The 15,456-nt window shown below is 37.1% G+C and carries 10 protein-coding genes; 9 read left to right on the forward strand and 1 reads right to left on the reverse strand.

Features of this window, described 5'->3' with window-relative positions; genetic code table 11:
- Positions 1-124: 124 nt before the first annotated feature.
- The 8 genes from MHI00_RS01030 to rpoC all read left to right on the forward strand — a co-directional run bounded on the left by MHI00_RS01030 (position 125) and on the right by rpoC (position 13,852).
- Positions 125-2,473 (forward strand): ATP-dependent DNA helicase, encoded by a 2,349-nt coding sequence (locus MHI00_RS01030; protein ID WP_341110262.1) that lies wholly within the window; start codon positions 125-127, stop codon positions 2,471-2,473.
- Between the two features lie 92 nt (positions 2,474-2,565).
- Complete coding sequence (locus MHI00_RS01035) at positions 2,566-3,177, forward strand: class I SAM-dependent methyltransferase (RefSeq protein ID WP_010052029.1); 612 nt, start codon at positions 2,566-2,568, stop codon at positions 3,175-3,177.
- A 147-nt stretch (positions 3,178-3,324) separates the two neighbouring features.
- Complete coding sequence (locus MHI00_RS01040; protein WP_035065117.1) at positions 3,325-4,032, forward strand: DUF969 domain-containing protein; 708 nt, start codon at positions 3,325-3,327, stop codon at positions 4,030-4,032.
- 3 nt (positions 4,033-4,035) lie between these two features.
- The gene (locus MHI00_RS01045; protein WP_010052031.1) at positions 4,036-4,968 is read left to right on the forward strand and encodes a DUF979 domain-containing protein; all 933 of its coding nucleotides are present in this window, start codon (positions 4,036-4,038) and stop codon (positions 4,966-4,968) included.
- A 62-nt stretch (positions 4,969-5,030) separates the two neighbouring features.
- Positions 5,031-5,678, forward strand: a complete 648-nt coding sequence (gene pcp, locus MHI00_RS01050; RefSeq protein WP_317913149.1) for a pyroglutamyl-peptidase I — start codon at positions 5,031-5,033, stop codon at positions 5,676-5,678.
- Positions 5,678-6,133: a gamma-glutamylcyclotransferase family protein gene (locus MHI00_RS01055; protein ID WP_015077780.1), complete on the forward strand. Its 456-nt coding sequence runs from the start codon at positions 5,678-5,680 to the stop codon at positions 6,131-6,133. The genes pcp and MHI00_RS01055 overlap by 1 nt, the downstream gene beginning before the upstream one ends.
- Before the next feature lie 352 nt (positions 6,134-6,485).
- Positions 6,486-10,067 carry a DNA-directed RNA polymerase subunit beta gene (gene rpoB / locus MHI00_RS01060; protein WP_087064591.1) on the forward strand — a complete coding sequence of 1,194 codons (3,582 nt, stop codon included), beginning with the start codon at positions 6,486-6,488 and terminating at the stop codon, positions 10,065-10,067.
- A 137-nt stretch (positions 10,068-10,204) separates the two neighbouring features.
- Entirely contained in the window at positions 10,205-13,852 is a 3,648-nt protein-coding gene (rpoC, locus tag MHI00_RS01065) for a DNA-directed RNA polymerase subunit beta' (protein ID WP_010052035.1), read from the forward strand.
- 60 nt (positions 13,853-13,912) lie between these two features.
- On the opposite strand, the gene MHI00_RS01070 is transcribed toward rpoC, so the two are convergent.
- Complete coding sequence (locus MHI00_RS01070; protein ID WP_341110270.1) at positions 13,913-14,653, reverse strand: prepilin peptidase; 741 nt, start codon at positions 14,651-14,653, stop codon at positions 13,913-13,915.
- Positions 14,654-15,004: 351 nt separating this feature from the next.
- On the opposite strand from MHI00_RS01070, the gene rpsL reads away from it, so the two are divergent.
- Positions 15,005-15,418: a 30S ribosomal protein S12 gene (gene rpsL, locus MHI00_RS01075; protein ID WP_010052037.1), complete on the forward strand. Its 414-nt coding sequence runs from the start codon at positions 15,005-15,007 to the stop codon at positions 15,416-15,418.
- Positions 15,419-15,456 lie beyond the last annotated feature (38 nt).

The raw sequence follows: 15,456 nt of genomic DNA on the forward strand, positions 1-15,456 counted from the left end.
AATAGATTTTGTCTAAGATTTAATCAAAGTAATCTGACTGTCCTAGTGCCTTGAAATTTTTATATCTTTATGGGAATGTATGTTCTATAATGGAGTCAGAGTATTTTGAAAAGGGGTGTGAACTATGGTGAAAGAAAAAATTGCTGTGCGTCAATTAGTTAGCTTTATTTTGCGTAAAGGTAGCATTGATCAACGTTTTACCAGTTCCGCCCATACGGCTATTGAAGGTACGCGTATTCATAAAAAAATCCAAAAAGCTGCTGGTGAAAACTATCAAGCAGAGGTTGTTTTAAAAACGAAAAGGATGTTAAATCAGAAAGAATATACTATTGAAGGGCGACTTGATGGAATTGTTCGTGAAGAAAATCAACCAGTCTTGATTGATGAAATAAAAACCTCGGAAACACCATTTGATTTATTGAATGAAGCTGAACAAGCCTTACATTGGGGACAATTAAAATGCTACGGCTATTTACTTTGTCAGGAGGAAGATCTAGATGAGGTTTGTTTACAGTTAAGTTATTTCCAAACGCTAACTGAAGAACTGACGAAAACGCAAGAAGTTTGGACTAGAAAAGAGTTAATCCATTTTTTTGATGATCTTTTAAAAAAGTATGAAGACTGGATTATTTTTAAAGATAATTGGACAAAACTACGGGACCAATCCATTAAAGAGTTAGAGTTTCCCTATGGCAGCTATCGTAACGGACAACGAGAGTTAGCTGTAGCAGTTTACAAAACAATTTTGACTGAACAAGAGCTTTTTTGTGAAGCGCCGACTGGTATTGGGAAAACAATGTCAACGCTGTTTCCAAGTATTAAAGCAATTGGTGAGGGAAAAGCAGAAAAATTATTTTATTTAACAGCCAAAACAATTACACGTCAAGTAGCAGAAGATGCTGTCTCTGAAATGGAACGAAAGGGTCTGCAGTTAAAAAGTGTCACGTTAACAGCTAAGGATAAAATTTGTTTTTTAGATGAGCGAATTTGTAACCCGGATCATTGTATTTATGCTAGAGGTTACTATGACCGTTTAAATGAAGCGATGTTTGATCTGTTAACAAAAGAAAATCAATTAACTCGTGATGTGATTGAAACTTACGCGCGTAAATACACTATTTGTCCTTTTGAGTTATCTTTAGATGTTAGTTTATGGTGCGATACAATTATTTGTGATTATAATTATTTATTTGATCCAGTCGTTTATCTAAGACGTTTTTTTACAGAAGAAAAAAATGATTATGTGTTTTTAATTGATGAGGTGCATAATTTAGTTGAGCGTTCAAAATCGATGTTTTCAGCTAGTTTGAGCCGTAGCAAGATCCACCAACTGAAAAAGGCATTACAGAATCAAGATGAAGATAAAAAACTTTTAAGAGCAGTTAACCGACTAGATAAAGATTTAGTTGCCTTTAAGAAAAATTGTGAGGGACGTGAATTCTTAATTCAAACTGAACCTGCAGATACTTTTTTAAATCACGTATGGAAATTTACAGAAGCAGCGAAAATTTGGTTACCATTAAATATGCAATCTGAAGTACAAGGGGAATTGTTAGCTGTTTATTTTGAAGCCTTAACCTATTTGAAAATTTCTGAACTCTATGACGAACGATACGTTACTTATATTCAGGTCAAAGGTTTCGAAGTCACGATTAAACAGTTGTGCTTAAATCCTTCTTATTTACTAAACCAAACTTTAAAAATGGGGAAAGCCTCTATTTTATTTTCGGCTACATTATCGCCAATGTCTTATTTTTCACAGATTTTAGGAGGTGAAAAGGAAGCTTTGTGTTACCAATTGCCTTCACCATTTGCTCCTGAAAAACAATTACTGTTAGTATCAGATTACGTTGATACGAAATATCAAAATCGGGATTCGAGTATTGAACCGATTATTGATAGCTTAGCGGCATTGATAGAAGGAAAAAATGGGAATTATCTTTTCTTCTTTCCTTCTTATCACTATTTAGATCAAGTATATACACAGTTTTCAATAAAATATCCTAAATTTAAGACTATTATTCAAGAGTCTATGATGGATGAAAGCGAGCGAGAACTTTTTTTAGCAAGTTTTCAAGATAACCCATCCGAGAGTTTGGCTGGGTTTTGTGTGTTAGGTGGAATTTTTTCTGAAGGAATTGATTTAAAAGGTGAACGTTTAATTGGCGTAGCAATCATAGGTGTGGGTTTGGGGCAATTAAATGTAGAGCAAGATTTAGTGAAAAAATACTACGACCATGAAAATGGTCAAGGATATCAATATGCCTATCAAATTCCAGGAATGAATAAGGTTTTGCAAGCAGCGGGGAGAGTCATAAGAGGTCGCAGTGACAAAGGTGTTGTGCTGTTACTAGATCAAAGGTTTCATTCAACTAGATATCAGATGCTGTTTCCAGAACATTGGAGCAATGCGAAACGAGTAACGAATACAAAAGAAGTTAGTACAGAATTAGAGCAATTCTGGCAAAAATAATTCAGTTGATTTAACAGATAAAGTAGGAAGTTGTGCTGAAAAAGTGTAGAATAGAAAAGAGTAAATGAAAAGGAAACGAGGAATAGCGCAAAATGGCAGATCACTATTATACAAATAAACCGTCCGCTGTCTCGAAAGAAGCAGCATGGACGTATACGCTAAAAGGGCATGAGTTTAAATTTGTTACAGATCAAGGGGTTTTTTCGAAAAAGACAGTTGATTTTGGTTCAAGATTGCTAATTGAAACGCTTGATTTGAAAGAATTAGTAGATGGTCCAATACTAGATGTTGGATGTGGGTACGGTCCAATGGGGTTGTCACTAGCTAAAGCAGATCCAGAACGACAAGTTGAAATGGTTGATGTCAACGAACGTGCCTTGGGTTTGGCAAAACAAAACGCGTCAAATAATCGGATTTCAACAGTCGATATTCATGTGTCTGATGTATATGATCAGGTGAAAGGCAAAGATTTTGCAGCGATTGTTAGTAATCCACCAATTCGGGCAGGAAAAGAAGTTGTTCATAGTATTTTGACCGGAGCGTATCATTATTTAAAAGAGGGTGGCAGCTTAACTGTTGTGATCCAAAAGAAACAAGGAGCGCCATCTGCAAAAGCGAAAATGGAAGAAACTTTTGGCAATGCTGAGGTTATTGCTAAAGATAAAGGCTACTGGATTATTCAAAGTATTAAACAAGTAAATTAAAGAATAAAAAGTCGACACGAACTCTGAAAAAGTTTTTGTTGACTTTTTTTGTGGGTTAAATGAATAGATGCTATCATTAAAAAGTAATTAACATTGCTAGTTAGGTAGTGTATAATGAGGAAAATAAAAAAATAAGGGGAGAAAAAAGTGGAAATTATTAAATTGATTGGTATTTTAATTATTTTAGTTGGATTTATTTTTAAATTTGATACCATTGCTGTTGTTTTAGTTGCAGCATTGGCGACAGCTTTAGTTTCAGGGATTTCATTCACTGAGTTTTTGGCATTATTAGGAGAGGCATTTGTTTCAAATCGATTAGTTACTTTGTTTTTATTGACATTGCCAATGATTGGTTTGTCAGAACGGTTTGGGTTACGTCAGCAAGCCGTCGTGATTATTGAAAAAATTAAAAATTTAACACCGGGTAGATTCTTGACAATCTATATGATTATTCGAGAAATTGCAGGAACGCTTTCTATTCGTGTGCAAGGTCAGACGCAATTTATTCGTCCAATTGTAAATCCAATGGCTCAAGCAGCGGCAGTTAATAAATATGGTGACGTGAGTGAAGAAGATCAGGATAAAATAAAAGCTCGGGCAGCGGCAACAGAAAATTTCGGAAACTTTTTTGCCCAAAATACGTTTATTGCAGCGGCGGGAGTATTGCTTATTCAGACGACATTTGATTCATTAGGATATGAAGTTTCGAATGTTTCGATTGCATTAGCATCAGTTCCTGTTGCGTTGATTATGTTAGTAATGGTAGCAATTTATAATATGATTTTTGATAAAAAGATGGCTAAAAAATATGGCGTAAATGTCGGCGCAGCCTCTAAAGAAAAGGGGGAGCGTTAGAATATGGAAAATTTTGCAAGTACTATTTTAGAATTCTTTTATATATTAATTGGTTTAATCTTAATTATGACAGCTGTTCGAGCTTTCCGTGATCAAACAAATCCGGCTCGTATAGGCACAGCTGCTTTTTGGCTGTTATTAGGAGTTGTTTTCGGAGCTGGAAACTATATTCCGTTTATAGTTGATGGCATCATTATTTTGTTAATGGGTGTGTTAACTCTATTTAAACAAGTTAGGTTAGGAAAAGTGGCAGATTTAAATGAAAAAGAATCTGAGCAGGCGGCAGGAAAACTAGGGAATCTTGTGTTTGTTCCCTGTTTAGTTCTAGCGTTAGTGGCAGTTGTTGTGGCTCAGACAGCTCCATTTGGTCCTTTATCTGGACAAATTGGAATTGGAATTGCAGCAGTCATCTCTTTAGTTGTTGCAATGTTTATTACTAAAGCAAAACCTAAAGTTGTTTTAGATGATACAGATCGTATGATTCAACAAGTTGGAACGACAGGGATTTTGCCACAATTATTAGCAGCGTTAGGCGTAATCTTCAATGCAGCTGGTGTGGGAACGGTGATTTCAAACGGTATTTCTGGATTTGTTCCAGAGGGTAATCGTTTAATTGGTGTTATTGCTTACTGTTTAGGTATGATGATCTTTACAATGATTATGGGGAATGGTTTTGCAGCCTTTACAGTTATTACAGCAGGAATTGGTGTACCATTTGTTATTGCTCAAGGAGCGGATCCAGTCATTGCAGGGGCTTTAGCGATGACAGCAGGTTTCTGTGGAACATTATTAACACCGATGGCGGCTAATTTCAATGCTTTGCCAGTGGCTTTGCTAGAAATTAAAGATCAAAATGCTGTTATAAAAGCTCAAGCTCCATTAGCTATAATTATGTTAGTGGTTCATGTCGTTTTAATGTATTTCTGGGCGTTTTAGTGTTAAAATTTAAATTAAAATCTTGAATCAATAGAATGAACTACAGAAGGGAAGAATACGAAATGAAAATTTTAGTTACAGGTTTTGATCCATTTGGTGGCGAATCAATTAACCCTGCTCTAGAAGCTGTTAAAGGTTTAGCGCCAGTTATTAATGGTGCAGAAGTCATTCAATTAGAAATTCCGACTGTTTTTGGAAAAGCAGCAGAAGTCGTTAAAAAAGCAATTGAAGAACACCAACCAGATGTTGTCCTAAATATCGGGCAAGCAGGTGGACGTTTTACTGTCTCGCCAGAACGAGTTGCAATTAATATTGATGATGCTAGAATTGCGGACAATGAAGGTAATCAACCCGTTGATGAAGTCATTCAAGCAGATGGAGCACCGGCTTACTTTACTCAATTACCAATTAAAGCAATGGTAACAGCGATTAAAGAAGCAGGAATTCCAGGCAGTGTTTCAAATACAGCGGGGACATTTGTTTGTAACCATATTATGTATCAAGTTCAATACTTGATTGAAAAAGAATACCCTAATCTTAAAGGTGGCTTTATTCACGTGCCTTTTATTCCAACACAAGTTTTAGATAAAGCGAATCAACCTTATATGAGTTTGCCAGATATTACTAAGGGACTGACCGCAGCAATTTCAGCGATTGTCGAATATGATGGAAAAGCGGACTTAAAAGCCGTTGGAGGTGCCATTCACTAATGCAAGAAGAACAACCACGTCCACTGTTTACTTATGGAAGTTTAATGGAGGGGCTTTTTAACTATCAGCTATATTTAGCTGGAAAAGTCATGGGCAAACCAAGGAGAGCCAGAATTAAAGGGGAGCTATATCATTTGACGGAAAAAGGTTATCCAGCTTTATTAGTGGGAGATGACTGGGTATATGGGGAAGTGTTTGAATTATGTGATTTTCATCCAACGCTAAAAGAATTAGATACACTAGAAAATTATTATGGTTCTAACCATCCAGAAAATGAATATGAAAGGAAAGTTGTAACGGTTTGGCTATACAATGAACAAACTCAACTATTTGATGAAAAACTCGAAGTGTATTGTTATCCTTATCGTATAGATAATGATGCTTCATTTGCTCAACATAGTCTTTATTTACCAGAGGGTGATTGGCATAGCCAAGCCTTGCAAAAAAATAAATAGTAGTAGGGAAATTTCATCCTTTCAGAATCTTTCTGAAGGATGAAATTTTTTTAATTTGTAGCTCAATATCAACTATTGACAGTTAGGCGAATTACAGGTATACTATTTTAATGCGAATACTGTACTCAGTAGCATGAAATTCGTCCTGAAATATTGTCCAGAGCGAGTTTTTAAAGGAAGAAACAAAAGAAAATGTGAATTTTAAGTTTAAAATGTCACGGATCTTTTGGTTTTTTTTTGCCAAAAAATAGCAAAAAAAGAGTTTTGTTAACGAATTTTAACATTCGTAACTCATTTGTAATATTTCGTTTTTGGCGATTGTTGCTTAGTATATGTAAATATGTTTTGAGGGGTGAATAGGTTGGCAGGCCACTTAGTAAATTACGGTAAACACCGCACACGAAGAAGTTTTGCACGAATCAGCGAGGTTTTAGAACTTCCAAACTTAATTGAAATACAGACTGATTCCTACCAATGGTTCCTAGATGAAGGATTGCGTGAAATGTTTAAAGACATCTCTCCAATCGCAGATTTCGCTGGAAACCTATCATTAGAATTTGTTGATTATCAGTTGTACAGCCCAAAATACACTGTTGAAGAAGCTAGAAGTCATGACGCAAATTACTCTGCACCATTGCATGTGAAGTTACGTCTGCAAAATAGAGAAACAGGCGAAGTAAAAGACCAAGAAGTATTCTTTGGTGATTTCCCACTGATGACAGATATGGGAACGTTCATTATCAATGGAGCTGAACGTGTTATCGTTTCTCAATTAGTTCGTTCACCAGGGGTTTATTTCCATGGTAAAGTCGACAAAAACGGGAAACAAGGATTTGGTTCGACAGTTATTCCTAACCGTGGCGCATGGTTAGAATATGAAACAGATGCAAAAGATTTATCGTATGTTCGTATTGACCGTACGCGTAAAATTCCTTTATCTGTTTTAGTTCGTGCTTTAGGATTTGGATCAGATGATCAAATTCTAGAAATCTTCGGTGACAATGAAAGCCTACGTTTAACCTTAGAAAAAGACCTACACAAAAATGCCAATGATTCACGTGTTGAAGAAGCCTTGAAAGATGTTTACGAGCGTCTACGTCCAGGTGAGCCTAAAACAGCAGATAGTTCAAGAAGTCTGTTAAATGCTCGTTTCTTTGATCCAAAACGTTATGATTTAGCCAATGTTGGTCGTTATAAAGTCAACAAAAAATTAAATCTAAAAACACGTCTATTTAACCAAACTTTAGCAGAAACATTAATTGATCCTGAAACAGGAGAAATTATTGCTGAAAAAGGTACGTTATTAGATCGTGATATGATCAATAAATTAAGTCCATTTATCGATGCTGGAATTAATAGTGTAACACTTTATCCATCTGATGAAGGGGTTGTTCCAGAGCCTTTCACAATTCAAGTGGTACAAGTTGTTTCACCAAAAGATCCAGATCGCATCGTTAATGTAATTGGAAATGGTGATGTTTCAACAGATATTAAAAACGTAACGTCTGCTGACATCATTTCATCAATGAGTTACTTCTTTAACTTACAAGAAGGAATCGGCAACGTAGATGATATCGATCATTTAGGTAATCGTCGTATTCGTTCAGTTGGAGAATTATTACAAAATCAATTCCGTATTGGTTTATCTCGTATGGAACGTGTGGTTCGTGAACGTATGTCTATTCAAGATGTAGCAACTGTAACGCCACAACAATTGATTAATATTCGTCCTGTTGTAGCAGCAATCAAAGAGTTCTTTGGTTCTTCACAACTGTCTCAGTTCATGGATCAAACCAACCCGCTTGGTGAATTGACGCATAAACGTCGTCTTTCAGCCTTAGGACCTGGTGGATTAACACGTGACCGTGCTGGATATGAAGTACGAGATGTACATTATTCCCATTATGGCCGTATGTGTCCAATTGAAACACCTGAGGGTCCGAATATCGGACTGATTAACAGCCTATCTAGTTATGCAAAAATTAATAAATTTGGTTTCATTGAAACGCCTTATCGTCGTGTTGATCGCGAAACAGGTAAAGTAACGAAACACATTGATTACTTGACTGCTGATGAGGAAGATCATTATGTTGTAGCGCAAGCAAACTCAGTCTTATTAGAAGATGGTAGTTTTGAAAGTGATATTGTAATGGCTCGTTTTATCTCTGAAAACTTAGAAGTACCAATTAGCCGTGTCGATTATATGGATGTTTCTCCTAAACAGGTAGTTGCAGTTGCGACTTCATGTATTCCTTTCTTGGAAAACGATGATAGTAACCGTGCCCTAATGGGAGCCAACATGCAACGTCAAGCTGTACCTTTGATTCACCCACAAGCTCCACTTGTTGGAACAGGGATGGAATATATCTCAGCTCATGATTCAGGTGCTGCATTAATTTGTCGCAATCCTGGAGTAGTTGAATATGTTGATGCGAAAGAAATTCGTATTCGTCAAGATAATGGTGCGTTAGATAAATATTCAATCACTAAATTCCGTCGTTCAAATGCCGGAACTTGTTACAATCAACGCCCAATCGTAGCTTTAGGTGACCGTGTTGACGCTAGCGAAATTCTAGCAGATGGTTCTTCAATGGAAAATGGCGAGATGGCTCTAGGCCAAAACGTCTTAGTAGCCTTCATGACTTGGGAAGGGTATAACTATGAAGATGCGATCATCATGAGTGAACGCCTAGTTAAAGATGACGTGTACACATCTGTCCATATTGAAGAATATGAATCAGAAGCACGTGATACAAAATTAGGACCTGAAGAAATTACCCGTGAAATTCCAAACGTCGGAGACGATGCTTTGAAAGACTTAGACGAATTCGGAATTATCCGAATTGGTGCTGAAGTACGCGATGGCGATTTATTAGTTGGTAAAGTTACACCTAAGGGAGTGACAGAATTATCAGCTGAGGAACGTTTACTACACGCAATCTTTGGTGAAAAAGCACGTGAAGTTCGTGATACATCACTTCGTGTACCACATGGTGGCGGCGGAATTGTTCATGATGTTAAGATATTTACACGTGAAGCAGGAGATGAATTATCTCCAGGTGTAAACATGTTAGTTCGTGTTTATATCGTGCAAAAACGTAAAATCAATGAAGGGGATAAAATGGCGGGACGTCACGGAAATAAAGGGGTCGTTTCACGCATTATGCCTGAAGAAGACATGCCTTATTTACCAGACGGCACACCAGTTGATATCATGTTAAACCCACTTGGGGTACCTTCACGGATGAATATTGGACAAGTACTTGAATTACACATCGGAATGGCTGCTCGTCAGCTAGGCATTCACATTGCAACACCAGTCTTTGATGGAGCAAGTGAAGAAGATGTATGGGCAACTGTTCAAGAAGCTGGTATGGCCAATGATGCAAAAACTATTTTGTATGATGGACGTTCAGGAGAACCATTTGATAACCGTATTTCAGTTGGAATTATGTATATGATTAAATTAGCCCACATGGTTGATGATAAGTTGCATGCTCGTTCAACTGGACCTTACTCACTAGTTACACAACAACCATTGGGTGGTAAAGCTCAATTTGGTGGACAACGTTTCGGAGAGATGGAAGTTTGGGCACTGGAAGCGTATGGGGCAGCTTATACCTTGCAAGAAATCTTAACTTACAAATCAGATGACGTTGTTGGTCGTGTGAAAACTTATGAAGCAATCGTTAAGGGTGAAAAAATTCCTAAACCAGGAGTTCCTGAATCCTTCCGCGTATTAGTTAAAGAGTTACAGGCCTTAGGATTGGATATGAAAGTATTGGATGCTAATGATGAAGAAATCGAGTTACGTGATTTAGATGATGATGATGATGTTGTCAACATTGATGCTTTAAGCAAATATGCTGAAGAGCAAGAAAAAATCCGTGCTGAAGCAGCTGAAAAAGAAAGACTAGCAAACGAAGAAAACTAAGCAAGATTGATTGCACCAAGTAGACTTTAATTTGCATGTGGACGAGAGTTTACTAGCAAATTAAAGTCACCCGCTTGGTTGATAAATATTCGAGCAGATAGGGCAGCTCAACTAATAATTAAAGGGAGGTAGGCCCCTTGATAGACGTTAATAATTTTGAAAATATGCAAATTGGTTTAGCATCACCAGACAAGATCCGTAGCTGGTCTTATGGGGAAGTAAAAAAACCAGAAACCATTAACTACCGTACACTGAAACCAGAACGTGATGGCTTGTTCTGTGAACGCATTTTCGGACCTTCAAAAGATTGGGAATGTGCGTGTGGTAAATACAAACGAATCCGTTATAAAGGGATTGTCTGTGATCGTTGTGGCGTTGAAGTTACACGTTCAAAAGTTCGTCGTGAACGCATGGGACATATCGAATTAGCAGCACCAGTTTCTCATATCTGGTACTTTAAAGGAATTCCAAGCCGTATGGGACTTGTTTTAGACATGAGTCCACGTGCGTTAGAAGAAATCATTTATTTTGCTTCATATGTTGTTATCGAACCCGGTGACACACCATTAGAGAAGAAACAGTTATTAACTGAAAGAGAATATCGCGAAAAACGTATGCAATATGGTCAAGGTTTCCAAGCAGCAATGGGAGCTGAAGCGATTAAACAATTACTTTTAGATGTTCAACTTGAAAAAGAAGTTGCTGAATTAAAAGAAGAATTGAAATCTGCTCAAGGTCAAAAACGTACGCGCGCAATTCGTCGCCTAGATATTTTAGAAGCGTTCCGTAATTCTGGAAATGACCCTAGCTGGATGGTTATGGATGTTGTTCCAATTATTCCTCCTGATTTGCGCCCAATGGTTCAATTAGAAGGTGGACGTTTTGCAACAAGTGATTTGAATGATTTATATCGTCGTGTAATTAACCGTAATAATCGTTTGAAACGTTTATTAGATTTAAATGCACCAAACATTATCGTTCAAAATGAAAAACGTATGCTTCAAGAAGCGGTAGATGCTTTGATTGATAATGGTCGTCGTGGCCGTCCAGTAACTGGACCAGGTAACCGTCCATTAAAATCTCTTTCACATATGTTGAAAGGGAAACAAGGTCGTTTCCGTCAAAACTTACTTGGTAAACGTGTCGATTATTCTGGTCGTTCCGTTATCGTTGTAGGACCAAATTTAAAAATGTACCAATGTGGTTTACCAAAAGAAATGGCTATCGAACTATTCAAACCTTTCGTTATGAAAGAGTTGGTAGAACGTGAACTAGCTAATAACATTAAAAATGCAAAACGTAAAATTGATCGTCAAGACGAAGCAATTTGGGATGTCTTAGAAGATGTTATTCGTGAGCATCCAGTTCTATTGAACCGGGCGCCTACGTTACACAGACTTGGTATCCAAGCATTTGAACCGATATTAGTTGATGGTCGTGCAATTCGTTTGCATCCACTTGTTTGTGAAGCTTACAATGCCGATTTCGATGGAGATCAAATGGCGGTTCACGTACCATTAAGTGATGAAGCGCAAGCAGAAGCACGTATGTTAATGTTAGCTGCTCAAAACATTTTGAATCCTAAAGATGGTAAACCAGTAGTAACTCCTTCTCAAGATATGGTATTAGGTAACTATTACCTAACTATGGAAGAAGAGGGACGCGAAGGTGAAGGAATGGTCTTCAAAGACTTGACTGAAGCCATTACAGCTTACCAAAGTGGTTATGTGCATATGCATTCAAGAATTGGTGTTCAAACAGATAATATTTATCGTGAGTCAAATCACCCAATTGAAAAACCATTCTCTGATTGGCAAAAAGAACGAATTTTAATTACCACAGTTGGGAAATTATTATTCAATGAAATCATGCCGCCAGAGTTCCCATATTTAAATGAGCCGACAAACTTTAACTTAGAAGATTCAACACCTGACAAGTATTTTGTTGAAGCTGGAACAGATATTCCTGCTCATATTAAAAAACAAGACTTAATCTTACCATTTAAAAAGAAAAACTTAGGAAATATCATTGCCGAAGTCTTCAAGAAATTCCATATTACTGAAACCTCTAAAATGTTAGATAGAATGAAAGATTTAGGTTACAAACATTCTACTCGTGCAGGGATTACAGTAGGGATTGCGGATATCGTTGTTTTACACGAAAAACAAGAAGTCTTAGATGATGCTCATAATCAAGTTGATAACGTAACGAAACAATTCAGACGTGGTTTAATCACTGATGAAGAGCGTTATGAACGTGTTATTGCGATTTGGAATAAAGCGAAAGATACCATTCAGATCAAACTGATGGAAAGTCTAGATGCTAAAAACCCAATCTTTATGATGAGTGACTCTGGTGCCCGTGGTAACATCTCCAACTTTACTCAGCTTGCTGGTATGCGTGGACTGATGGCGGCTCCAAATGGTCAAATCATGGAATTACCAATCACTTCGAACTTCCGTGAAGGATTATCTGTCTTAGAAATGTTTATCTCTACCCATGGAGCTCGTAAAGGTATGACCGATACAGCCCTTAAGACTGCCGATTCAGGTTACTTGACTCGTCGTCTGGTTGATGTGGCACAAGATGTTATCATTCGTGAAACAGATTGTGGAACTGACCGTGGTTTAGATATTGCAGCAATTAAAGAAGGTAATGAAGTTATCGAGCCATTGGAAGAACGTTTACTTGGCCGTTATATTCGTAAGACTGTCTTCCATCCGGAAACAGGCAAGAAAATCATTACTGAAAATAATATTATTACTGAAGATATCGCTAAAGAGATTATCGATGCTGGTATCGAAAAAGTTACAATCCGCTCAGTCTTTACATGTAACACTAAACATGGTGTATGTAAACATTGTTATGGTCGTAACCTTGCAACAGGTTCTGAAGTTGAAGTTGGAGAAGCAGTTGGAACGATTGCCGCTCAATCAATCGGTGAGCCAGGTACTCAGTTAACAATGCGTACCTTCCATACAGGTGGGGTTGCCGGAGATGATATTACTCAAGGTCTTCCTCGTATTCAAGAAATCTTTGAAGCGCGTAATCCAAAAGGGCAAGCTGTCATCACTGAAGTTACTGGTGAAGTCATTGTCATTGAAGAAAATGCTGCTGAACGTACGAAAGAAGTTACAATTAAAGGAGCAACAGATACTCGTAGTTACCCAGTTCCTTACACTGCTCGTCTTAAAGTAGTTGAAGGTGATTACATTCACCGTGGAGAAGCGTTAACTGAAGGTTCTATTGATCCTAAACAATTATTACGTGTTCGTGACGTATTATCTGTTGAAAACTATCTATTGCGTGAAGTACAAAAAGTTTACCGTATGCAAGGGGTAGAAATCGGCGATAAACATATCGAAGTAATGGTTCGTCAAATGCTACGTAAGATTCGTGTTATGGACCCAGGTTCAACAGACATCTTACCAGGAACATTGATGGATATCAGTGAATTTACAGATAAAAACTTGAAGACCCTAGTAGCAGGCGATGTGCCAGCAACTGGACGTCCAGTCTTGCTAGGAATCACAAAAGCTTCATTAGAAACAAACAGTTTCTTATCAGCAGCTTCATTCCAAGAAACAACTCGTGTCTTAACGGATGCGGCAATTCGCGGAAAACGTGATCCATTACTAGGTCTGAAAGAAAATGTTATCATTGGTAAAATCATCCCTGCTGGTACCGGAATGGCGAAATATCGCAATATGGAACCAAAAAGCATTGGTGTAGTTAGTGAAAATGTTTATAGTATCAACGATACAGTTGACACTTCAGCTGAATAGATAACTAACACAAGTACGGAGAATCCTCTTATCCTAGAGGTTTTTCCGTACTTTTTTTGTTTAAAAAATAGCTGCTAGGGAGCTTTGATTTGTAACGAAGTAAGCAATTAATGCACCAAACAAGATAAAAGGAGCAAAAGGTACTTTAGTTGTTAAGTCCGCTTGTTTATAATTAAATAAAAATAAAAAATAAGTGAAACCTGCTAAGCAAGCCAGTAAAATGGCTAGAAGTCCTAATTTGAAACCTAGTAACCAACCTAGTACGCCTGCTAATTTTATATCACCTCCGCCTAACCCATCAGGTGATAAGTAAGCAACCAGAAAAAACAAGCTAAATAAACTAAACCCACCAAGGAAGTGAGTGGGAAAGTTTCTAATCTGAACTAGAATAGTTAGGCAAAAAAAACAGAACATAACTGAATCAGGCAATAATTGATAAAAAATATCACTAACAATAAAAATCAAACTAAAGCTAATTAATAGAAGGATGATTCTAAATTGAGTTGGGGAATGACCAAAGCTTAAATAAGCGACCAAGTAACAAAATCCAGAAAGGCCTTCAATTATCGGATATAAAAAAGGTATCTTAATCCGGCAAGTCACACAGCGTCCTTTTTGAACAAAATATGAAATTAAAGGAACTAATTGATAGAGATGAAGAGGGATTTGGCAATTTGGACAATGAGAACGCGGAACAATGATGGATTGATGAATTGGGATTCTTGTTCCTATAACCATAAAAAAAGAGCCTAGACAGCAGCCGACAAACCAGAGTAGAAAAAGAGAGAAAATGTGTAGCATTAAAATGCCTCCTTTAATTTTTGTGGTACTAGAACTATACGTAAAAAAAGGCAATCTGTTTTAATTAGGCTATTAAATTTGAAGCCATTGAAATTAGCAAAAATAGTAGTTGCATAAATTTTAGAAAATAAATAGAAAAATGTTGACAAAAAAAGGAAAAACATGGTATGCTTTCTAAGGTGCTTTTGTACACAGATTCCTGTTTATCAGTCGTTCTGACTGGTACAAGGGTTATCAATTAGAAACATAGCCAGATTAAGGTTGCATAATGCAGCATATATTTTTTTGCTAAATATGAACCGCCTGGATGTGTGGACCTAGAAAGATAATAAGGAAGGAGGAAATAATTCAATGCCTACTATTAACCAATTAGTGCGTAAACCTCGTAAAGCGAAAATGGATAAGTCAGATTCTCCAGCTTTAAACAAAGGTTACAATAGCTTCAAAAAAGCAGCAACAAATACTAGCTCACCTCAAAAGCGTGGTGTGTGTACTCGTGTGGGAACAATGACTCCTAAAAAACCTAACTCAGCGTTACGTAAATATGCTCGTGTACGTTTGTCTAACTTGCTTGAAGTTACAGCTTATATCCCAGGTATCGGACATAACTTACAAGAACATAGTGTTGTTCTTATTCGTGGTGGACGTGTTAAAGATTTACCAGGGGTTCGTTATCACGTAGTTCGTGGTGCTTTAGATACTGCTGGTGTTACAGACCGTAAACAAAGCCGTTCTAAATACGGAGCTAAAAAACCTAAAGCTTAAGCTTTACTTTAAACCTATAAAACTTATGAAACTTAAAA

This window comes from Carnobacterium sp. FSL E2-0243, assembly GCF_038003605.1.
In the GTDB taxonomy this organism is placed as follows: domain Bacteria; phylum Bacillota; class Bacilli; order Lactobacillales; family Carnobacteriaceae; genus Carnobacterium; species Carnobacterium maltaromaticum.